Genomic DNA, 20,390 nt, shown 5'->3' with positions numbered 1-20,390 from the left:
AGGTTGATCCGTGAACCAAACTTAACTAAAGGTAAACTTAGTAAGTTTGAGTCGCTTTGAAGCTCTCAATACCTGATTTGATTGCTGCTTCGATGTCTTTGTTATAATCACCAGTTTCATCGATCTGTTGCATTAACGCAGCATATTCAGAACGGAAGTAAGAAATTAACGCAGTATCAAAGTCTACGATTTTCTTCACTTCTACGTCAGCCATATAGCCTTCGTTAGATGCATAAACAGAAACAGCTTGGTCAGCAATTGAGTAAGGAGCATATTGTTTCTGCTTCATTAACTCAGTTACACGTTGACCATGCTCAAGTTGCTTACGAGTTGCTTCATCAAGATCAGAAGCGAACTGAGCAAACGCAGCCAATTCACGGTATTGTGCTAAAGCAGTACGGATACCACCAGACAATTTTTTGATGATCTTAGTTTGAGCAGAACCACCAACACGCGATACAGAGATACCCGCGTTCACAGCAGGACGAATACCTGCGTTGAATAATGATGTTTCTAAGAAGATCTGACCGTCAGTAATCGAAATTACGTTGGTTGGTACGAATGCAGATACGTCACCCGCTTGAGTTTCAATGATCGGCAACGCAGTTAAAGAACCAGTCTGACCAGTTACTGCACCGTTCGTGAACTTCTCAACATAGTCAGCTGAAACGCGCGAAGCACGCTCAAGAAGACGTGAGTGAAGATAGAATACGTCACCTGGATACGCTTCACGACCTGGTGGACGACGTAATAACAATGAAATTTGACGGTAAGCAACAGCTTGCTTAGACAAATCATCATAAATAATTAACGCATCTTCACCACGATCACGGAAGTATTCACCCATTGTACAACCAGAGTACGGAGCTAAATACTGCATTGCTGCAGGATCAGCTGCCGCAGCTGCGACAACAGTTGTATACGCCATAGCGCCAGTTTCTTCTAGCTTACGTACAACGTTTGCAATTGTTGATTGTTTTTGACCAATCGCAACGTATACACATTTAATGCCCGAATTTTTCTGAGCGATGATCGCATCGATCGCCATTGCTGTTTTACCAGTTTGACGGTCACCAATAATCAACTCACGCTGACCACGACCTACAGGGATCATGGTATCAACTGATTTATAACCAGTTTGAACAGGTTCGTCGACTGATTGACGCCAAATTACGCCTGGTGCTACTTTTTCAACAGCATCAGTTAATTTTGCATCAATTGGGCCTTTACCATCAATTGGGTTACCTAAAGCATCTACGACACGGCCTAGAAGTTCTGGACCAACCGGAACTTCTAATACACGACCTGTACAACGAGCTTTTTGACCTTCTTGCAGGCTTAGGTAGTTACCTAAAACAACGGCACCCACTGAATCCTGTTCTAGGTTCAGTGCCATACCAAATAAGCCGCCGTCGAATTCGATCATTTCACCGTACATTGCATCCGCAAGACCGTGAATACGCACGATACCGTCAGATACCATGACGATGGTACCTTCATTCTTCGCGGTCGCGCTGGTGTCCAGATCGCCGATACGCTGTTTAATGAGCGCACTGATCTCGGATGGATTCAGTTGTTGCATTGCGCTATTCCTCAATCTTTTTTAAGTTCAGTCTTTTTGCTATTACGCAAGAAGACGAGTCCGCATTTTTTCAAGCTTGTTAAGCGCAGAGTCATCTATCACTTGGTCGCCTGCATGAATCACAACACCTGCGATTAACGCTGGATTAACGCTAACAGTCACATGAACAGTTCTGTTAAAACGTTTTTCAAGCGCATGAGCTAAAATATGCTCTTGTGTCGCATCTAATGGAAAAGCAGATTCAATCTCTACTTCCAAAGTGTTGTTGTTCTGCGATTTAAGTAATTCGTATTCTGCTGCAATTTCAGGCAATAAAACTAAACGATCATTATCTGCAAGTAATGTCAAAAAGTTCGACACTGCTTGTGATTGATCTTCACCTAAAACTTTCGCAAAAAGACTTACCTGCTCCGCAGGAGTCAACTCAGGGCGATTTAAATAAGCGGAAAATGCTTCATCTTGCACCGCAGCACTGAGCAGTTGTAATGCATTTGACCAAGAGTCAGTTGCATTTTGCTCAGATGCATAAGCAAATGCTGCCTTAGCGTATGGGCGTGCCAACGTCAAGAGTTCAGCCATATTTCGCCTCGCTTAAAGTTTAGCAGCCAGCTGAGTCAGCATGGCATTATGAGCTTCTGCGTCAACTTGTTGGTTCAGAATTTTTTCTGCGCCAGCAACTGCCAAAGCAGCAACTTGTTGACGTAATTCTTCGCGAGCAGCATTGATGTCTTGATCAACAGTTTCTTTCGCCTGTTGACGAATACGCTCACCTTCAGCAGATGCTTGGGTACGCGCTTCTTCTACCAATTGTGCTGCACGACGGTTCGCTTGTTCGATCAATTGAGCCGCTTGTGCTTTTGCTGCGTCTAATTCTGCCTTAACTTGTGCTTGCGCATCAGCAAGGTCAGCTTTTGCTTTTTCAGCAGCATTTAAGCCATCAGCGATTTTACGCTGACGCTCACTAATCGCATTGATTAGTGGTGGCCAAACGAACTTCATGCAGAATGCGACAAAGAACGCAAATGCAATCGCTTGACCAATCAATGTGAGGTTGATATTCATTTCGCTATTCCTCAATATGTGGATTTAGGAATTAAGCTATTAACCTACAAATGGATTAGCGAAGATGAAGAACAAGCCAATACCAACACCGATCATAGGCACAGCATCAAGAAGACCCGCAATTAAGAACATACGAGTTTGAAGTTGTGGAGCCAATTCTGGTTGACGAGCAACAGCTTCTAAGAAGCGGCCACCTAAAAGACCGAAGCCAATCGCAGTACCTAAAGCACCAAAAGCGATCAAGATAGCAGATGCAATTGCAACTAGACCTAAAGTGAGTTCCATGAAAAATTCCTCAGAGGTTAGGTTATTACCAAATTAAACTAAAATTTAAGCCTAACCATCGATTGATAATTAGGCAATACCATTAATGCTTTTCGCTTGCCATGCTCAAGTAAACGATGGTCAGCATCATAAAGATGAATGCTTGCAACGTGATTACAAGAATGTGGAAAATAGCCCAAGGCACAGATAACGCCCATTGAATCCAGAACGGTAATAACGCGATTAAGATGAAGATTAACTCACCCGCATACATGTTACCGAACAGTCGTAGAGCCAACGAAACTGGTCGAGCAAGAAAAGTTACTAATTCCAAAATCAAGTTCACTGGAATCAATAACGCTTTTGCAACTGGGTTACTTGGGTTAAATGGGTTAAGTGCCAATTCACCGACGAAACCGCCGATCCCTTTTTCACGAATACTATAGAACAAGATCAGTGCAAATACAGACAATGACATACCAAGGGTAATGTTAGGATCTGTAGATGGAACAACCTTGAAATAAACGTGGTGAGGGTCCATACCAAACACGCTTGCGCCAATCTTTTGAGCTAGGAAAGGAATCCAGTCAACAGGAATCAAGTCCATTGCGTTCATGAGGAAAATCCACACGAAGATGGTCAATGATAAAGGAGCAATTAAACGCGATTTGCCGTGGAAAGTATCACGAACACTTGAGTCCACAAACTCGATAATCATTTCGATTGCAGATTGGAATTTAGTTGGAACGCCAGCATTTGCAGCCTTCGCAACTGTCCAAAATAACAAACAGAAAATGACACCAAGTCCGATAGACCAACCCATTGAATCCAAGTGAATTGCAGTGAACCCCATCGAATGAGCTTCTTCAGCAGTCTCAGCCAACTTCCATGTACCATCAGGCATTTTGCCATAGGTCATATTGGTCAAGTGATGCTTGATATACTCGGTCGAAGTAAGGGCATGTTCTTCAGCAGCCATAAATCACACCTGGTCAATGTCAATCATTAAAAAGAAGCGAAGCGAATTCTGCGAACTGCAATAATCTCACTCACACTTCCAAAAAATCTTAAATGTGTTTTAAACTCGTTTTTGTAGACGTGACACCCAAAATGGCGCGACCCACGACATCGTTTGAACGAGGATAAATCCACAAAACAACGCAACCGGTGACAGCGGTTTAACATTGCTCAAAATTAAAATAAAACCCACGATCACGATTGCAAACTTACCGAGCATCCCTCGATACATGTTCAGCATGACTTGTTTTGATGCTCTTGCGCCTGCCGTTCTAAACGACTGCCAAGCAAAATAACAATGTGCCAACCAACATACCAAAGCCCCAAGCGCAGCACTTAGAGCAGCAGTGGTGTCTTTCATCATCCATGCAAGCAAAGCTGCAACAGGAATCATACACGCTTGTAAGAAGACCAAAGCTTTTGCTAATCGTCGGTCAATCAAGCGACTAGTTTGGCTCATTTTTTATCCACTCACAACATAACTGCTTGACAAGTTTTATTGATGATCGTTTCGAATCGCAGGCATTATAGAGTTACACCCCTGAACATGCAATCTTTTCTCGACTTAAGTCTGTTTTTTTCGTTAGCATATTTTCTGACGATAGAGTCAACTCATTTTTATTTTTTTCATCATTTTTGAGTACTTAATACGCATTTATCGGTTTTTGAAGCCAATTTTTTCCATGCAGCAACAAAATTATCTTCACCACGCATACTTTCATCAACTGGTTGGAACACGACTGGATTTAGCTTTTGATATTGACCACTACTTGCTGATGTTTCAGCCAACAAGCACATTTGTGTTTTAGGACGACTATCTTTTAAGAATTTAATTTGAGCTACTGTGGGTGCAATATGAGGATCATCAGTCAATGCTCCAGCAAATTTCAAATTGAGTGCTCTTTCTAAATATTGATAGGCATCATGATAAGACCAATAAGGTTTTGCTTTATTGGAACTTTCATATTGCTGTGAAACCTGCAGCATTTGTTGCGAAAACTCTTTTGCATTGGCCATGTATTTGGCTTTATTTTCTGGATATTGTTGTGAACGTAAAGTTGCAATAAAGAAAGCTATCCGCACTGCATTGTTTGGCTCTAACCAGACATGACTATCTACAGTGTTTGCCAATGCAGCACCACGCAAACTACGCTGCGGCAAAATCGTTAAAATACCCGAATCTAAAAGTGCAATTGCTTTGGGGTTTTGATTAAGCAACTTATCTAAAGGTGCTTCATGTACTTTACCTAGCCACAATACCAGCGAAGCATCTTGAATCGCCTTACGATGAGCAGGTGTGAGTTGTACATCATGCCCAGTTTGATCGCCAAGTAACAGAACAGGCTCTTCTACACCTGCTGTAACTTCTTTAGCAATTAAATAAATTGGATGCGTTGAAACAACTAAACTTTGAGTCCATCCCCATGCACTTAACATTGAAAAGAAAACAAATACAATTAGGCGGGACATCACAACATTACTCAGCTCAGCGAAGCGTGTTATAATATAACAAAAGTTAAAAAACACCTATGTCTTTTTTAGATTTGTCGTACTCGCCTGCCGAGCTTCAACTTATATAGATGGTTATATTGAATTGCGTGTTATGATAATGAGTCTATTGCAATATCATAAAGGCGATGAGCGAATGAAAAGCAATAGATTTTACAAAAACAATGAGGTCTACCTATGAGTTCTTGTTCACATGAACATGACAATGCTTTACATGGTGTTCACGGTCATCACGATATTAAGGCTCGCATTGCTGAAGCAGAAATTTTGTGTACTGCAGTTGGCGCTCGCTTAACACCTTTACGTAAAGAAGTGCTTGAACTCATTCTAAATGCTTCTGCTCCAATGGGCGCTTACGACTTATTGGCTAAAATAAAAGGTCAAGCAGACCGCCCTGCTGCCCCACCTACAGTTTATCGAACTTTAGACTTCTTATTAGAAAAAGGTTTAATTCATCGACTGACCTCGATCAATGCCTATATTCCATGTTGCCACCCACGTGAAGGACATCAAGCTGCTTTTCTGATTTGCACTGAATGTCATTCAGTGAAAGAGGCTTCAGCACAAGGATTAATTCAACAGCTCGATCAACTTGCTGCTTCTGACCAATTTGCTGCCCAACACAGCATTATTGAAATTTCTGGAAAATGTCATCAGTGCAACACTCGCCAATAAGCGCTCCACTGATTCAGTTGGAGAATATTTCTGTTCGACGTGACGAACGAGATATTTTAAGAAATATTGATTTTGCATTACAGACAAAAGAAATTGTGACGCTCATTGGTCCAAATGGTGCAGGTAAATCAACTTTAATTAAAGTACTGCTTGGCATCATGTCACCGAATAAAGGCAAGGTGCACTTTTCCAAGAAATTAAAACTCGCTTACGTTCCACAGAAATTTAATCCGTCTGCCAGTCTTCCATTACGGGTTCAAGATTTACTGGATTTAGAAATTTGTGCTGCTGATTTACGCGAAGAAATTATCCGAGATACGGGCATTCAAAAATTACAAGCCTCTAAAGTACAACAACTCTCAGGTGGCGAACGACAACGGGTTTTATTGGCACGTGCACTACTGCGCCAACCCGACATCTTAGTGCTTGATGAACCTATGCAAGGTTTGGATATTCAATCCGAAGCTGAGCTTTACGACTATGTTAGAAGCCTACCTGAACGCTACGGTTGCGCGGTATTAATGGTTTCACATGATTTACAATGGGTGATGCAAGGTACACATCGCGTTGTTTGTCTGAACAAACACATTTGTTGTAGTGGTCTACCTGAAAGTATTCAGCAGCATCCTGAATACCAAGCAATTTTTGGTACGCAACGAATGTTCTATCAACATCATCACAATCATTGTGGACATAGTGATCATGCGGAACCCTGTTCCCATGATCCACGCCCACACATTCACCCTGAACCGAAGGTCTAAGCGATGATGGAATGGTTACAACTACTATTACCTGCTTGGATTATGGGGTCGCTTTTGGTATTTCTGACAGCACCACTTGGCTGTCTGATGCTTTGGCGCAGAATGTCTTTTTTTGCTGATACCATGGCACATGGCACGCTACTAGGCGTTGCTATTGCAGCCTTACTACATCTACCCTTTTGGTTAGGGGTCGCCTTTCTGGCTGCTTTACTGGTTGGTATTTTATGGGTACTGCATGACTCTCGCCTCCCTAATGATGCCCTACTCGCATTAAGTTCAGCGACATTACTGTGCTCTGGTTTATTATTAATTCAGCATATTCCGAGTTTACGTCCCGAATTATTAAGCTACTTATTTGGCGATCTTCTTAGTATTGAATGGTCTGATTTACCCATGTTTGCGGTCGTGATTATAGGTTCACTTATCATTTTGTATCGCTCATGGTCTGCACAAATTCAAATTGCGATTGATCCCGATATTGCAATGAGTGAAGGGGTGAGAGCCAATTGGCAACGCTTGATTTTCATGCTGTTATTGGCACTATTTACGGTACTTGCGCTCCGCGCTGTCGGCTCACTCCTTATGGGTGCATTACTCGTGATTCCTGCACTAAGCGCGCGCTTGCTTGCACATTCACCTAAACAAATGGTGATTTGGGCATTTTTACTGGCTCAATTGGGTGTGACGGTTGGCTTATGGTCTAGTGCGGCGTTAAATATTGCCACAGGTCTCAGTATCGTTTTATGTATGGCGCTTTGCTTCGCAGTTATTTTTGCAGTACAAAAATTCTTACCGAATTTTAAAACCAATTAAATGTTTCCAATCTTAGCATCCAATACTTGGATGCTATGTCGACTATTATTTTAACGATCACCAATATCGTAAAAATCGTCAAAAAATAAGCTATTAAGCACTGCTCACATCGGGCAAAATCATATCTTTGTATCATTTAAAAATAACGAACTAAGGAGAGCTTCATGACTGCTCAATCCGTCATTCTTCCATTACCTTCTGATCATGCCCGTTTTATTGTTTTGCGTTTAAAAGATTTAAGCATCTCTGAACTCAAACAGCAGATTGAAGCTCTGCTCTCAACCCGTGATCGTCTTATTACCCAACACCCTAATGATCAAATTAAAACAGCGATTGCCTTTGGTCCTGAGCTTTGGTCAAAGCTTTATTCTCAGACACCTGAAGACTTTAGACAGCTTGACCCTCAACAGGGAGCATTTGACATGCCTGTGGTACCCGCAGATGTGTTTATACATATTGCAAGTGCTCGTGCTGATATTTGCTTTGCGATCAGTCAAGCTTTCTTCAATGGTATTCAAAGCAAAGTTGATGTTTTAGATGAGCGTGCTTGCTTCCGTTTCTTTGATGGTCGCGATATGACAGGCTTTATTGATGGTACAGAGAATCCTCAATTTCCAGATGACCGTGCTGAAGCTGCCCTCCTTGCAGAAACAGCAGGGGCTTTTGCAGATGGCAGCTTTATTTTCGCACAACGCTATATTCATAATTTAGCAAAATGGCAACAACTCAAAGTCGATGCTCAAGAACATGTTTTTGGACGTACCAAACTTGAATCTATTGAACTTGATGATGACATCAAACCCCAAAATTCGCATGTCGCACGTACCGTAGTAGAAGATGAGGATGGCGAAGAAATGGAAATCTTGCGTCACAGTTTGCCTTATGGTGATGGTAAAGGTGAACAAGGTCTATTTTTTGTTGCCTATACCAACAATTTGAGCATTATTGATGCCATGTTAAAACGAATGTTTGGTACCACAGGTGATGGTATTCATGACCGTTTATTGCATTTCACTACTGCGATTGATGGGGCATATTATTTCGCACCAAGTGATGAATTACTCGAAGAAGTTATTGAATTATAAAATTTAGAATTGAAAAGAATAAAATTTGTTCAATATAATAAAAAAACTTTGCAGCATAAATAGCATCCAACTCGATCTAATATGCTGCAAAGAGAATTATTTAAATCATAATCAGTTTAAAGAAAAAATATGAACAATACGCAATATTCAGAAAATGAAAGATTTGAAAAGCTCATTCTCCAGCTACAAGAGAAAATCAAAAAAAATCCTAAAGCCTATCAATTAAAAGTATTTATGCTGGCTATTTTAGGAAATTTATATATAGGAATCATGATTTTATTCTTATTAGCCCTCATTCCCTTATTACTGATGTCGATTCTATTTTTAAAAGCTTTTGCAATTAAACTCATTCTAATCGTTGGTTTTTTTATTTGGGTCATTTTACGATCTTTGTGGGTTAAGCAAATGCCACCTCAGGGTTATGCAATTAATGCTACAGATGCTCCTGAATTATTTGAGATTATTCATAAATTACAACAACAGCTCAATGCACCTGATTTTCATAAAGTGCTTATCGTAGAAGACTTAAATGCTGGCGTTGTTCAAATCCCTCGTTTTCTGGGTTTAGGCTCTTCTCAAAATTATTTATTGTTAGGGTTGCCATTACTTAAGTCCTTAACCGTAGCGCAATTTACTGCGGTTCTAGCTCATGAATTTGGTCATCTCGCGAAAAATCATGCACAATTTTCAAACTGGATTTATCGTCAACGTATTCGTTGGACGCAGTTAGTCGAGGTATTAGAACAGAACCAAAGTCGCGGAGACTTCTTATTTAGACCTTTTCTCAATCGCTTTGTCCCGTACTTTACGGCTTATTCTTTCCCTCTTGCACAGGCAAATGAATATGAAGCAGATGCCATCGCGGTTCAACTAACCTCATCGCAATCAACAGCCGAGGCATTAACGACTGTGAGTATTATTAGCCAATATCTTGATGAAAAATATTGGACTGAAATTTATAAACATGCGGATGATATGCCACAACCAGTGATGACACCTTTCTTTAATCTCACCCATGCCCTGACACATGAATTAGACAAAGAAAATACTACAGCATGGTTGTCAGTGTCGATGCAACAAATGACAACGCATCTTGATACGCATCCATCATTACAAGATCGTTTAAAAGCAATCGGGGTAGTTCCTGAGTTTAAATATCCTTCTGCTGAACAACGTGCAGATCGCCTACTTGGCAAGCAACTCGAAAAAGTAACCGCCACTTTTGACCAAATGTGGCAAAATAATATTTCGTCTTCATGGCAAGAAAGATACCAGTTCATTCAAGGTGGCAAACAGCGCCTTATCGAACTTGATCAAAAACAACAGACCGATGATTTGAATATTGATGAAGCATTTGAACGTGCTCAACTCACGCTATTTATTGCCAAACAAACAGAGCAAGCATGTCAACAATTGGCAGCACTTCATGAAAAAGCACCAGAACATGCTGAAATTTGTTTGGAATATGGCAGAGCATTATTAGAAAAAAATGATGATCAAGGTTGTGTCTACATGATTCGTGCCACAGAACTCAATGAATTCATGATGACAACTTGCTATGAAAGACTACGTGATTTTTATTGGCAACAAGGACAACCAGATCAAGCACAACATTATCACCACTTACTTGTAGAACGTCTTGAATTAGAGAGTTTTGCACAACACGAGCGAAATCAACTTCACTTAAACAATAAATTCACTCCGCATGATTTAAGCTCAATCGAGTTACAACAGCTCACAGATGCGTTGAGCAAAATTAAGGATTTAAAGAAAGCATATTTCGTCAAAAAGAAAGTTGATTATTTGACATATTTACCTTGTTATGTCTTGGCATTTTCAACGACTCGTTGGTACCAATTCACCAATAAAAAGCGAATTGAGGATGTTTTACAACAAATTCAAAATAATATGCCATTAAATCAAGCCGTCTTAATTTTAAGTATTGAAGGTGATAATTATAAATTTGGTCGCAAAATGCGATGGATTAAAGGTTCTCGTATTCTTTAATTGATAACACAAGAGAAGAGATGTTGTAAGCACAGCATCTCTAATCACTAAACTCGAAAGATTTATAGGAATATGTTAATTCAGCTGCAATGACTCTCCCCTTAAGCCGCTAAAATTTGCTATATTTGACGTTTTTCCGCGACATTTATTTCGGTAACTATGAATACGGCAATACAAGCAGCTCTTGATCATGCGGTACAATCCCTTCAACAACAAGGGGTACTTCCTTCAGATTGGACAAACACGAGCCATTTAACCCGTACCAAAGACCGAAGTCACGGTGACTTTGCATCTAATATTGCCATGATCGGCTCTAAAGCTGCTGGTATGAAACCACGTGATCTAGCTGAAAAAATTTTAGCAGCACTGCCTGAAGTCGCTGACATTACAAAAGCAGAAATCGCAGGCCCTGGTTTTATTAACTTCTTTTTAAATGCAGACCAACGCTTCGCTGTACTTGATCAAATTCAAGCACAAAAAGACCAATATGGACGCAGCCAAGCCAATGCAGCTAAAAAAATCCAAGTCGAATTTGTTTCTGCAAACCCAACATCTAGTCTGCATGTGGGACATGGTCGTGGTGCAGCTTACGGCATGACTGTTGCGAATCTTTTAGAAGCAACAGGTGCACAAGTTGACCGTGAATACTATGTTAATGATGCAGGTCGCCAAATGGATATTTTGGCAACATCAACTTATTTACGTTATTTAGAATTGACTGGGCAAACGCTTGTTTTCCCTAAAAATGCCTATCAAGGCGACTATGTTAAAGAAATCGCACAAAGCATTATTGATAAAGATGGCGATGCACACGTTCGTCCAGTTGCTGACATTTACAACGATGTGCCTGAAGATGTTCAATATGCTGAAGAACTTGATGCCGAAGGCAATAAAGTTATTTTGTCTGGTGATAAAGAAAAACACATTGATGGCTTAATCGCCAATTCACAACAACAGTTAGGTGCGGGTTATCGCGTATTTCACCAAGCGGCTTTACATGCCATTTTGGATGATATCAAAGATGACCTTGCTGACTTTGGTGTGACTTTTGATGAATGGTTTAGCGAAGCTTCGCTAACCGAAAAAATTGATGAAGCACTTGCGACGCTTGATCAACGTGGCTTTCTCTATGAAAAAGATGGCAATATTTGGTTTAAATCAACTGAATTTGGCGATGAGAAAGACCGTGTGGTCAAACGTCGTAATGGCCAAACCACTTATTTTGCATCTGACATTGCTTACCATTTGAATAAACTACAACGTGGCTATACGGATCTAATTGATATCTGGGGTTCAGACCACCACGGTTATATTTCACGTGTAAAAGCTGCGATTGATGCAATGGGTTACGACTCTAAAAAACTGACTGTTCTTTTAGTTCAGTTCGTGAGTTTATGGCGTGGTGGCGAGATGGTACAAATGTCATCTCGTTCAGGTCAATTCGTGACTTTACGTGATCTACGTAAAGAAGTCGGCAACGATGCAGCGCGTTTCTACTACGTGATGCGTAAATCTGAACAGCATATCGACTTTGATTTAGACCTTGCCGTTTCTCAAAGCAAAGACAATGCGGTGTACTACATTCAGTATGCCCATGCACGTGTAAATAGTATTTTGAACCGTGCGAAAGAGAAAGGCATTACATTTGATGTCGCATCTGCTCGCCAAGTTGCTAATCTCTTAGCTTTAGAGACTGAAACAGAGATTCTCGCTAAATTAGCAGCTTATCCTGAAGTTTTGATTCGTGCTGCGAATGTCTACGAACCACATCAAATTGGTAATTATCTAAAAGACTTAGCTGCGCTATTTCATGGATGGTATGCACAAGATGGCGTTAAATTTGTTGATGAAACAAATATTCCTTTATCACAAGCGCGTTTATTACTTTCAATTAATGTTCAGCAAGTTTTACGTAATGGCTTAGAGTTACTTGGTGTATCTGCTCCTGAAGCGATGTAATCAATACACACAGTTGCAATAAAAAGTTTGAATCTGAAATATTGTTGTTAACAACGTTATACAGATCTACTTTTAAACTTAGCCTATTATTGGTCGGCAATATCTTAAACAAAGCATTATTTTCAAACATAATGCTTTGTTTTTAACCAGATTCAAGTTACAAATAATCTAATAGGATCAAGAGGAATTTCAGGTGTTTGGAAAAACGCAACGTGGTGTATCTGAACGACCAAACAAGCCGAAAAAACCACTTATTCCAAAGTGGTTGGGAATGCTTGTCGCGATTCTTGCGATTCTATGTGTTGGTGTCATGCTCATGCTATGGCAACCATGGCAACCTGTTCCAGCAAAAAATCAGGTAACATCCGATCATTATCAAGAAGAAGATACCAACAAAGATTATCGTTTCTACGATTTGTTGCCACAACAACAAGTTACTCCAATCCCTGAACAAGCTGTACCTGAAACCAAACAACAAGGTAATGTCGTGATTATTGAATCACCAAAACCTGAAACCACGACAGAAGATCCAACAGCGATTACTTCGACTGAACCAGCAGCACCAACTCAAGCAAGCTATATTTTACAAGTACGTAGCTATCCTGATCCTGATAGTGCTGATGCACGTCGTGCAGAAATTATTCTGAATGGTTTATCTGCTGATGTCGTGAAAACTGTTGAAAATGGTCAAACATGGTATCGTGTGTTTTCTGGTCCTTATGATAGTCAAGATGCCGCTCTTGCTGCTCAGCAAACGCTACAACATAGTGGTATTGATTCAATCGTCATCAAGCGCTAAACCATATCGAATAAAAAAGGGGAACAATTGGTTCCCCTTTTTTATTTCCTTGCATACTATGCACACTGAGAATGTAAACTTTTTTGCTCAGCGCGTTGAAATGCTGAACGTTGTTGCACACGCTGTACAAAAGCCTGAATATTGGGATATTTTCCATGTAAACGCTTTTGAATTGCAATCAATGGAAAAGCCATCTGAATATCTGCAAAAGAAAAATCTCCAGCAAAATAATCATGCTCGCCTAAATATTGTTCAAGGTATAGCATGTGCTCTTTGATGCGAGGACGAACAAATCCAGCTTTTACACCATCCGTTACTTTTTCAGCGATAGGTCGAATCACCCAAGGAACATGCTTGCTGACATTGTTCATCACCAAAGTCATGACTAATAAAGGCATTAAAGAACCCTCAGCATAGTGCATCCAATAGGAATATTGCCGCTGGTCTTTTGCTTGTTGTGGTTTAAATTTTTGCTGCCCATCATACTGCTGTTGCAAATAATCCAAAATAACAGCAGATTCTACAATAACCTCTTCATCATCAACCAGAATTGGTGCTTTTCCTAAAGGATGAATTTGTTTAAGACTCTCAGGGGCTGCGTAACTGGACAATCTTTGATAATACTCAACTTGATAATCCATACCAAGTTCTTCTAATGCCCACAATATACGGAACGAACGTGAACATTGTAGGTAATGTAAGGTAATCATTTTTGTGCCTGCTTTTTTGCTGTGCAACTGCGATATGAATCCCTCTGACAGTTGCACTTAGAATTATGTTTTGCCCAAGCACAATAGCACTTTAGTCTTAAAGAATCACGGTCTCTATGTCTAAACTGCGTAACAAAGTTTTAGTAACTGGTGTTTTGCTACATACATTGAGAAGTTTTTCTTGTAAGTCTTGTGAAATAGGTTGTTTAAATATTACTCGACGTTCGATTCGTTCCTGTTGTTCACGATTGGTATGAAAGTCCACCTCAACCGTAAATTCATCCAAATCAATTTCCTTATGCTGTGCATACATACGCAAGGTGATCATCGTACATGATGCCAAACTTGCAGTAAGAAAATCATAAGGTGCTGGTCCCGTGTCATGTCCACCAAAAGATTCGGGTTTATCTGTTAGGAATTGGTGTGTTGCACTCGTTACTTCCCCTTTCCACGGTTCAGGTAAAGTTAGAACTTTTGCACTTGCGATAATACTCATTTCGATGCCCTCATTTGCTCAGGCAGTACGGGTGCTTCGAGACGCTTGCCTTGATAATCAGGAATTTCACCAAAACGGGCATCATGATTGATCCAGTCTTCTCGTGCTTGTTGCAAATCTTGCATAGTACGCCCAACAAAATTCCACCACAGCAAAATTGGTGATTCAAACGGTTCGCCACCGATGAGTAACACACGATGACCTTCTGTCAGCTCAACTTCGATTTCGGTCAGGCCTGTTTCCAAAATCACCAAATTATCAGCATTTAACTCATGCCCATTAACACGAGCAACACCCTCTAATGCCATAAATGCATATTCAAATTTTGGATTTAGTGGAATACGGGTTTTCGTATTGGCTTGTGCAGTTAGATCGACACCGACCAAAGGCGTATGCACTTGAACTGGTGAGGTTGTTTCCAAGAAATCACCGACCAACACGGTAAATTCAACTTGATCTTTGCTTACCACAGGCAATTCTGGATAGTGCTCAAACTTTGGCTCCATATTGCGCTTATCATCTGGGAGTGCAATCCAGAGCTGCGCCGCATGCATTTTCGTTTCACTATCTGGCGCAACTTCGGTATGAGAAATTCCATGACCTGCCGTCATTAAATTCACTTGCGTTGGACGAATCAGTTGTTTTGAACCAAGACTATCGGTGTGCATCATGGTGCCTTCAATCATCCATGTAAAAGTCTGCAAACCAATATGTGGATGCGGTCCTACATCCAAACCATCTCCAGCAGGAAAACTCACTGGCCCTGCATGATCTAGAAAACACCATGCCCCCACCAAACGTTTTTGGCGACTAGGTAAGGCACGTTTAATGATTGTACCCTTGCCAATCTCAGCTGAACGAATGGTGAATTCTTGAATAAATTGATTGATATAAGTTTCACAATCTTTTGAATCAGAAATATCGTAATCGTTATTATTACTCATGATATTACTCTCTTTTACCTATGCTATTGCAATGAGTTGTTTTATTGATCTTAACAATATCAACAATATTCAATATAGTCTTTTGGTAATACGCAGAGTGCTATGCATGAGACAATCTGTATTGTTATTCAACAGCCTGATATATCAATATGGTGACATTTCCGCAATAAGGCTTGTTAAACGTCGAACAACAGGCAAAAACATAAGCACGACAGGATAGGCAATCAACCATGAAAACAGCCATGTTGACAGCCACTTCGTTGCGAATCCATCTATTAGCCCAACATTCATTAGTAAGTTCACCAATGATAATGTTGCGCTCATCAACCCTGATAATAATAATGGCATAATCCAAGCAGCATATTTTGCAGGTAATTTAGTAAAGAACGTCTTCTTTGTTTGTTGCATGCCATTTGCCCCCATACTCATTCAGCCTGTTTCTTTACATGTTGCTTTAGATTCTTCATAAATTGACCGAACTGCGGCAAGAATTCTTCGAATAGTGGATGATCTTTATTTTCTAGCATCACTTCGCTGAAAAGTTTTAGACCCACCGCAAAAGCTTTAGTGGTTTGATCATCAAAAAATTCAGCACTATTTAAACGTTCAACGATCTGAAAAATATCATCATGATTTCCAGTATAAAACTCTAAACGTTCGGTGTAAGTTGACGCTTGTCCTTTCGCATCTTTTAAATGTTGTACGGTGACATGGTATTGATGTTGTTTCATCATTTGCTCCAATCAATTTTTAATTAAGGATTTTCTTTGATTTCGATCTGCATCAAATCAATTTGAAATTGGGTAAATAGGGCTTCTAAGGACTGTAAAAATCGTGCTTGTTTTGCTGTGGTTAAATCGGCACAGCGAATTTGTAGTAATTGATTTTTAGGAACTCGTGGAAGACTAAATTTCGTTTCAGCACGATGGAATTGATAACTCACCAACACCCCCGCCAAAACGAGATCACTCACCACACGATAGACGGTTGCCAAATTTAGCTGCTGTTTTTGCAGATTCAAATTTTGGTAAATTTGCTTCACAGTAAGATCTTCTGACTGCTGCGCCAATAATGACAAAACCGCCATACGCGGATGCGTTACTCTCAGTCCAACCTGTTTAATTTTCTGTTGTAGCACTAACATCTTTTGCTCCCAACTTATAAACGTCCAATCGCAATGGCGGCTTGATCAATCTTTTCAGCAATTTGATAAATTTGTTCTTGCTGTAGATCAGCAATATTGAGTTTTAATCGTAATGCTGTTTTTAGATTTTCCATTGCTCGATGGATCTCTATCAGTTGATCGTTGTTATGGATTTCACGTCTAATGCGTAGTTTTTCTAACAAAGCTGCCAACATTTCCTGCTGATCTTTCAGATACGTTTCGCCATATTCAGTGACTTGGTATTGTTTACGCTCGGCATCGAGCAAAGAAATACAGTTCATTTCTTCTAAACTGGTGAGAGTTGGATAAATTGTTCCTGCACTTGGTGTATAACCATCACCAACAAGATCACTAATTTCTTTAATAATTTCATAACCATGTTTGGGATTTTGCTGAATCAAATGCAGCACTAACAATTTCATTCGACCTGATTCAAATAAGCGACCGCGGCGACCTGAACGGTGATGCTCTCGATGATGTTTATCATGTTCATTTTCACGATGATCTGATTGATGTCTCATCTTTATTTTTCTCATACTGATTAACTTACGATTAATAAGATATATCTTAATTAATCTTATAGCAAGTTAAGATATATCTTTAAATTTTATAATTTTGATATTTAATGATTTATTAATTTTTTATAGAGAAATTTTATAAAGTTAAGTAATAAAAAAGAGCGACTGAGCGCTCTTAAAAATTATCTTCATCAAACCGATCTTGATCTATTTTATAAATATAAAAACTTCGCTCAACTTGCACACCTAAACCGAACTCGATCATTAAAGAAGTTAGCTTTTCTCCATCAATTAGGACAATTCCAGATTTTTTTGCAGATTCGACTGCTTCTTTGCTAAAACTTGAGGTCGTAATAAATACACCTTTCTTAGCAACCTGATCGGCTAATGCACCTTTGAACTGTTGTATATCTGGGCGACCAACGGTATTTTCCCAGCGCTTTGCTTGAATATAAATTTTGTCTAAACCCAAACGATCTTCACTGATGATTCCATCAATACCACCATCACTTGTTTTACCTATTGCTTGTGCAGCATCTTGATGTGAACCCCCATAGCCCATAGCAACAAGCAAATCTACAACTAATCGTTCAAAGAATGAAGGGTGCTTTGCTTTTACAAGATTCAGCAAATCATCTTTCAAACTAGATAATAAAATTTCATTTATTCTTTGAAGTGACTCTTCTGGTGTTTCTAAATCTGATTTTTCTGCTGTAACAACAACCTGTTTATCACCTTTATTATTTGATGGCATTTTAAAGTTTCGGAAACTCTCATATTTCATTAAAAAATCATTATCTATCTTATCCAATGTTTCTAGGTTTAATTTCTTAGCTTCCTCAGATAACCCACATAGTCCCCAATCCGGTTGATAAATTAATCCTGCCTTAACCAAATATGTTTTCGCCCACCCAACACGATCATAAAAAACTGTTCTTTTACCGCTAGGAATCATCTTACTTAATTCTTCCGTAGTTAAATTTGACTGTTCAGCCAATAATTTTCCAGCTTGACTAATTTGAATTGGTTGACTTTGTTTTTTTAAGACTTTTAATAACGGTAACATCAATTCTTGATGGTTAGGCAAAGTCATATTTCTTCTCTTATAAGCTTAATCTTTATAAATTATAAATCAAAAAAAGAGCACCTAAGCGCTCTTTTTTAAAGGTAATTTTTATCTTGATACGAGCATAGCTCTTAGAATAAAACTGGCATGAAGCGCTGCTTCATGAAGCCCCAGTTTTACTCCCATTCAATCGTTGCTGGTGGCTTAGATGACACATCATATACAACACGTGAAACATCTTTGATTTCATTCATGATACGCGTTGAGATTTTATCAACCAAATCATACGGTAAATGAGCGAAACGGGCTGTCATAAAGTCAACCGTTTCAACCGCACGAAGTGCAATCACCCATGCATAACGGCGACCATCACCGACAACACCCACAGATTTCACTGGTTGGAATACTGCAAATGCTTGCGCAGTTTTATCATACCAACCGCTTGCACGAAGCTCTTGCATAAAGATGTCATCAGCAAGACGAAGAATATCCGCATATTCTTTTTTCACTTCACCCAAGATACGCACGCCTAAACCTGGGCCTGGGAATGGGTGGCGATAAAGCATTTCATGTGGTAAACCTAAAGTTGTACCTAAACGACGTACTTCATCTTTAAACAAATCGCGAATCGGCTCAACCAATTCAAAAGCTAAGTCATCAGGTAAACCGCCCACATTGTGGTGAGATTTAATCACATGTGCTTTACCATTTTTGGTTGCAGCAGATTCAATCACATCTGGGTAAATCGTACCTTGAGCAAGGAAGTTCACGCCATCAAGTTTACGAGCTTCTTCAGCAAAAACTTCGATGAATTCACGACCAATAATTTTACGTTTTTTCTCAGGATCAACTTCACCCGCTAATGCTGTTAAGAAACGCTGTTCAGCATCAGCACGAATCACACGGATACCCATGTTTTTTGCGAACATGTCCATCACTTGTTCACCTTCGTTTAAACGAAGTAAGCCATTGTCTACAAATACACATGTCAATTGATCGCCAATTGCTTTATGAAGCAATGCAGCAACAACTGAAGAATCCACACCACCAGAAAGACCTAACAGAACTTTTTGATCACCAATTTGCTCACGTAATTGTTCAACACGCAAGTCGATAATGTTTTCAGAATTCCAGAGATTACGGCATCCACAAATCCCATGCACAAAGTTCGATAATAACTCTGCGCCTTTCGCTGTATGGGTCACTTCAGGGTGGAATTGAACACCATAGAAACGACGTGCTTCATCACTTACCGCGGCAAATGGACAGCTTGGTGTGCTTGCAGTAACAGAGAAACCTTCAGGAATCACACTGACTTTATCGCCATGACTCATCCAAACATTAAGCTTGTCGTCACCATCATTGAGATCACCCAACAATTGATCGCGAACCAATACATCAACAGCGGCATAACCAAATTCGTGAACTGTACCTGGCTCTACTTTACCACCAAGCTGTTCAGACATGGTTTGTAAGCCATAGCAAATACCCAATACCGGTACACCAAGTTCAAATACAACTTGTGGCGCACGTGGACTACCTTCTTCATGTACGCTCTCAGGGCCACCTGACAAAATAATCCCGTTCGGATTAAACGCACGAATGTCTTCTTCAGACATATCGAAAGCATACATTTCAGAATAAACACCCGCTTCACGTACGCGACGTGCAATCAGCTGGCTATATTGAGAGCCGAAATCCAAAATAAGGATACGATCTTCAGTAATTTGAGTATTGGTCGTCATGGCTAAACATTAAAGGCAAATGAATTAAGCGCCATATTCTAACATTTTTCACGCTTTGGCGCATCGCAATTCATCATCTATCTTATTTTTTAGCATGTATGATCAATTGCGACTGATATTTAAACTAAAATTCCCCAAGCACGTGTTGGAAAAGAGAATTAAATCAACAATTCTTGCTGATTCCGATCAACAAAAAGCAAAAATTGGTGCTAA

The 20,390-nt window shown here is 39.8% G+C and carries 23 protein-coding genes; 7 read left to right on the top strand and 16 right to left on the bottom strand.

Annotation, left to right across the window (positions count from 1 at the left end):
* Positions 1-37: 37 nt before the first annotated feature.
* The 7 genes from atpA to IEV17_RS14680 all read right to left on the bottom strand — a co-directional run bounded on the left by atpA (position 38) and on the right by IEV17_RS14680 (position 5,395).
* The gene (atpA, locus tag IEV17_RS14710) at positions 38-1,582 is read right to left on the bottom strand and encodes a F0F1 ATP synthase subunit alpha (RefSeq protein ID WP_004665204.1); all 1,545 of its coding nucleotides are present in this window, start codon (positions 1,580-1,582) and stop codon (positions 38-40) included.
* A gap of 42 nt (positions 1,583-1,624) precedes the next feature.
* Positions 1,625-2,161, bottom strand: coding sequence for a F0F1 ATP synthase subunit delta (locus IEV17_RS14705; protein ID WP_004665206.1), 537 nt, complete (start codon positions 2,159-2,161; stop codon positions 1,625-1,627).
* A gap of 12 nt (positions 2,162-2,173) precedes the next feature.
* Positions 2,174-2,644: a F0F1 ATP synthase subunit B gene (locus IEV17_RS14700; RefSeq protein ID WP_004665208.1), complete on the bottom strand. Its 471-nt coding sequence runs from the start codon at positions 2,642-2,644 to the stop codon at positions 2,174-2,176.
* Between the two features lie 39 nt (positions 2,645-2,683).
* Positions 2,684-2,929 carry a F0F1 ATP synthase subunit C gene (gene atpE, locus IEV17_RS14695; RefSeq protein ID WP_000424060.1) on the bottom strand — a complete coding sequence of 82 codons (246 nt, stop codon included), beginning with the start codon at positions 2,927-2,929 and terminating at the stop codon, positions 2,684-2,686.
* A gap of 82 nt (positions 2,930-3,011) precedes the next feature.
* Positions 3,012-3,887, bottom strand: coding sequence for a F0F1 ATP synthase subunit A (gene atpB / locus IEV17_RS14690; protein WP_004665210.1), 876 nt, complete (start codon positions 3,885-3,887; stop codon positions 3,012-3,014).
* Positions 3,888-3,986: 99 nt separating this feature from the next.
* Positions 3,987-4,385 carry an ATP synthase subunit I gene (locus IEV17_RS14685; RefSeq protein ID WP_004665211.1) on the bottom strand — a complete coding sequence of 133 codons (399 nt, stop codon included), beginning with the start codon at positions 4,383-4,385 and terminating at the stop codon, positions 3,987-3,989.
* Between the two features lie 170 nt (positions 4,386-4,555).
* On the bottom strand, positions 4,556-5,395 hold the full coding sequence (locus IEV17_RS14680) for a metal ABC transporter substrate-binding protein (RefSeq protein ID WP_004665214.1): 840 nt from the start codon (positions 5,393-5,395) through the stop codon (positions 4,556-4,558).
* Between the two features lie 216 nt (positions 5,396-5,611).
* On the opposite strand from IEV17_RS14680, the gene IEV17_RS14675 reads away from it, so the two are divergent.
* The 7 genes from IEV17_RS14675 (at position 5,612) to IEV17_RS14645 (ending at position 13,533) form a co-directional block, all read left to right on the top strand.
* A complete protein-coding gene (locus tag IEV17_RS14675; RefSeq protein WP_004665215.1) occupies positions 5,612-6,109 on the top strand; it encodes a transcriptional repressor in 498 nt (165 codons plus the stop codon).
* Positions 6,082-6,870, top strand: coding sequence for a zinc ABC transporter ATP-binding protein ZnuC (gene znuC / locus IEV17_RS14670; RefSeq protein ID WP_004665217.1), 789 nt, complete (start codon positions 6,082-6,084; stop codon positions 6,868-6,870). Before IEV17_RS14675 ends, znuC begins: the two co-directional genes overlap by 28 nt.
* 3 nt (positions 6,871-6,873) lie before the next feature.
* Positions 6,874-7,683: a zinc ABC transporter permease subunit ZnuB gene (gene znuB / locus IEV17_RS14665; protein WP_004665219.1), complete on the top strand. Its 810-nt coding sequence runs from the start codon at positions 6,874-6,876 to the stop codon at positions 7,681-7,683.
* A 164-nt stretch (positions 7,684-7,847) separates the two neighbouring features.
* Complete coding sequence (locus IEV17_RS14660) at positions 7,848-8,768, top strand: Dyp-type peroxidase (RefSeq protein WP_004665221.1); 921 nt, start codon at positions 7,848-7,850, stop codon at positions 8,766-8,768.
* Between the two features lie 129 nt (positions 8,769-8,897).
* On the top strand, positions 8,898-10,775 hold the full coding sequence (locus IEV17_RS14655; RefSeq protein WP_004665223.1) for a M48 family metallopeptidase: 1,878 nt from the start codon (positions 8,898-8,900) through the stop codon (positions 10,773-10,775).
* Positions 10,776-10,934: 159 nt separating this feature from the next.
* On the top strand, positions 10,935-12,734 hold the full coding sequence (argS, locus tag IEV17_RS14650) for an arginine--tRNA ligase (protein ID WP_004665225.1): 1,800 nt from the start codon (positions 10,935-10,937) through the stop codon (positions 12,732-12,734).
* Between the two features lie 193 nt (positions 12,735-12,927).
* A complete protein-coding gene (locus tag IEV17_RS14645; protein WP_004665226.1) occupies positions 12,928-13,533 on the top strand; it encodes an SPOR domain-containing protein in 606 nt (201 codons plus the stop codon).
* Between the two features lie 56 nt (positions 13,534-13,589).
* Here IEV17_RS14645 and IEV17_RS14640 read toward each other — a convergent pair whose 3' ends face one another.
* The 9 genes from IEV17_RS14640 to guaA all read right to left on the bottom strand — a co-directional run bounded on the left by IEV17_RS14640 (position 13,590) and on the right by guaA (position 20,177).
* Complete coding sequence (locus tag IEV17_RS14640) at positions 13,590-14,243, bottom strand: glutathione S-transferase family protein (RefSeq protein ID WP_004665228.1); 654 nt, start codon at positions 14,241-14,243, stop codon at positions 13,590-13,592.
* 97 nt (positions 14,244-14,340) lie between these two features.
* The gene (locus IEV17_RS14635) at positions 14,341-14,739 is read right to left on the bottom strand and encodes an OsmC family protein (RefSeq protein WP_004665229.1); all 399 of its coding nucleotides are present in this window, start codon (positions 14,737-14,739) and stop codon (positions 14,341-14,343) included.
* Positions 14,736-15,683, bottom strand: coding sequence for a pirin family protein (locus IEV17_RS14630; protein ID WP_004665231.1), 948 nt, complete (start codon positions 15,681-15,683; stop codon positions 14,736-14,738). Before IEV17_RS14630 ends, IEV17_RS14635 begins: the two co-directional genes overlap by 4 nt.
* 144 nt (positions 15,684-15,827) lie before the next feature.
* The gene (locus IEV17_RS14625; RefSeq protein WP_004665233.1) at positions 15,828-16,106 is read right to left on the bottom strand and encodes a DUF2798 domain-containing protein; all 279 of its coding nucleotides are present in this window, start codon (positions 16,104-16,106) and stop codon (positions 15,828-15,830) included.
* Positions 16,107-16,108: 2 nt separating this feature from the next.
* A complete protein-coding gene (locus IEV17_RS14620; protein WP_004665235.1) occupies positions 16,109-16,414 on the bottom strand; it encodes a DUF3861 domain-containing protein in 306 nt (101 codons plus the stop codon).
* A gap of 23 nt (positions 16,415-16,437) precedes the next feature.
* Complete coding sequence (locus IEV17_RS14615) at positions 16,438-16,827, bottom strand: Fur family transcriptional regulator (protein ID WP_004665237.1); 390 nt, start codon at positions 16,825-16,827, stop codon at positions 16,438-16,440.
* A 14-nt stretch (positions 16,828-16,841) separates the two neighbouring features.
* On the bottom strand, positions 16,842-17,369 hold the full coding sequence (locus IEV17_RS14610; protein WP_004665239.1) for a PadR family transcriptional regulator: 528 nt from the start codon (positions 17,367-17,369) through the stop codon (positions 16,842-16,844).
* Positions 17,370-17,541: 172 nt separating this feature from the next.
* Positions 17,542-18,459, bottom strand: a complete 918-nt coding sequence (locus tag IEV17_RS14605) for a restriction endonuclease (RefSeq protein WP_004665240.1) — start codon at positions 18,457-18,459, stop codon at positions 17,542-17,544.
* A gap of 149 nt (positions 18,460-18,608) precedes the next feature.
* Positions 18,609-20,177, bottom strand: coding sequence for a glutamine-hydrolyzing GMP synthase (gene guaA / locus IEV17_RS14600; protein WP_004665243.1), 1,569 nt, complete (start codon positions 20,175-20,177; stop codon positions 18,609-18,611).
* Between the last annotated feature and the right edge of the window lie 213 nt (positions 20,178-20,390).

Origin of the sequence: Acinetobacter modestus, from assembly GCF_014636095.1 — a bacterium.
GTDB classification, from domain to species: Bacteria; Pseudomonadota; Gammaproteobacteria; order Pseudomonadales; family Moraxellaceae; genus Acinetobacter; species Acinetobacter modestus.
Note: the sequence above shows the minus strand (reverse complement) of the source record. Positions and strands in the feature narration are given on the sequence as shown.

Excerpts from the sequence above, each read along its gene's own strand:
- atpA (WP_004665204.1), bottom strand. The coding sequence starts at position 1,582 with ATGCAACAACTGAATCCATCCGAGATCAGTGCGCTCATTAAACAGCGT.
- IEV17_RS14705 (WP_004665206.1), bottom strand. The coding sequence starts at position 2,161 with ATGGCTGAACTCTTGACGTTGGCACGCCCATACGCTAAGGCAGCATTT.
- IEV17_RS14700 (WP_004665208.1), bottom strand. The coding sequence starts at position 2,644 with ATGAATATCAACCTCACATTGATTGGTCAAGCGATTGCATTTGCGTTC.
- atpE (WP_000424060.1), bottom strand. The coding sequence starts at position 2,929 with ATGGAACTCACTTTAGGTCTAGTTGCAATTGCATCTGCTATCTTGATC.
- atpB (WP_004665210.1), bottom strand. The coding sequence starts at position 3,887 with ATGGCTGCTGAAGAACATGCCCTTACTTCGACCGAGTATATCAAGCAT.
- IEV17_RS14685 (WP_004665211.1), bottom strand. The coding sequence starts at position 4,385 with ATGAGCCAAACTAGTCGCTTGATTGACCGACGATTAGCAAAAGCTTTG.
- IEV17_RS14680 (WP_004665214.1), bottom strand. The coding sequence starts at position 5,395 with ATGTCCCGCCTAATTGTATTTGTTTTCTTTTCAATGTTAAGTGCATGG.
- IEV17_RS14675 (WP_004665215.1), top strand. The coding sequence starts at position 5,612 with ATGAGTTCTTGTTCACATGAACATGACAATGCTTTACATGGTGTTCAC.
- znuC (WP_004665217.1), top strand. The coding sequence starts at position 6,082 with ATGTCATCAGTGCAACACTCGCCAATAAGCGCTCCACTGATTCAGTTG.
- znuB (WP_004665219.1), top strand. The coding sequence starts at position 6,874 with ATGATGGAATGGTTACAACTACTATTACCTGCTTGGATTATGGGGTCG.
- IEV17_RS14660 (WP_004665221.1), top strand. The coding sequence starts at position 7,848 with ATGACTGCTCAATCCGTCATTCTTCCATTACCTTCTGATCATGCCCGT.
- IEV17_RS14655 (WP_004665223.1), top strand. The coding sequence starts at position 8,898 with ATGAACAATACGCAATATTCAGAAAATGAAAGATTTGAAAAGCTCATT.
- argS (WP_004665225.1), top strand. The coding sequence starts at position 10,935 with ATGAATACGGCAATACAAGCAGCTCTTGATCATGCGGTACAATCCCTT.
- IEV17_RS14640 (WP_004665228.1), bottom strand. The coding sequence starts at position 14,243 with ATGATTACCTTACATTACCTACAATGTTCACGTTCGTTCCGTATATTG.
- IEV17_RS14635 (WP_004665229.1), bottom strand. The coding sequence starts at position 14,739 with ATGAGTATTATCGCAAGTGCAAAAGTTCTAACTTTACCTGAACCGTGG.
- IEV17_RS14630 (WP_004665231.1), bottom strand. The coding sequence starts at position 15,683 with ATGAGTAATAATAACGATTACGATATTTCTGATTCAAAAGATTGTGAA.
- IEV17_RS14625 (WP_004665233.1), bottom strand. The coding sequence starts at position 16,106 with ATGGGGGCAAATGGCATGCAACAAACAAAGAAGACGTTCTTTACTAAA.
- IEV17_RS14620 (WP_004665235.1), bottom strand. The coding sequence starts at position 16,414 with ATGAAACAACATCAATACCATGTCACCGTACAACATTTAAAAGATGCG.
- IEV17_RS14615 (WP_004665237.1), bottom strand. The coding sequence starts at position 16,827 with ATGTTAGTGCTACAACAGAAAATTAAACAGGTTGGACTGAGAGTAACG.
- IEV17_RS14610 (WP_004665239.1), bottom strand. The coding sequence starts at position 17,369 with ATGAGACATCAATCAGATCATCGTGAAAATGAACATGATAAACATCAT.
- IEV17_RS14605 (WP_004665240.1), bottom strand. The coding sequence starts at position 18,459 with ATGACTTTGCCTAACCATCAAGAATTGATGTTACCGTTATTAAAAGTC.
- guaA (WP_004665243.1), bottom strand. The coding sequence starts at position 20,177 with ATGACGACCAATACTCAAATTACTGAAGATCGTATCCTTATTTTGGAT.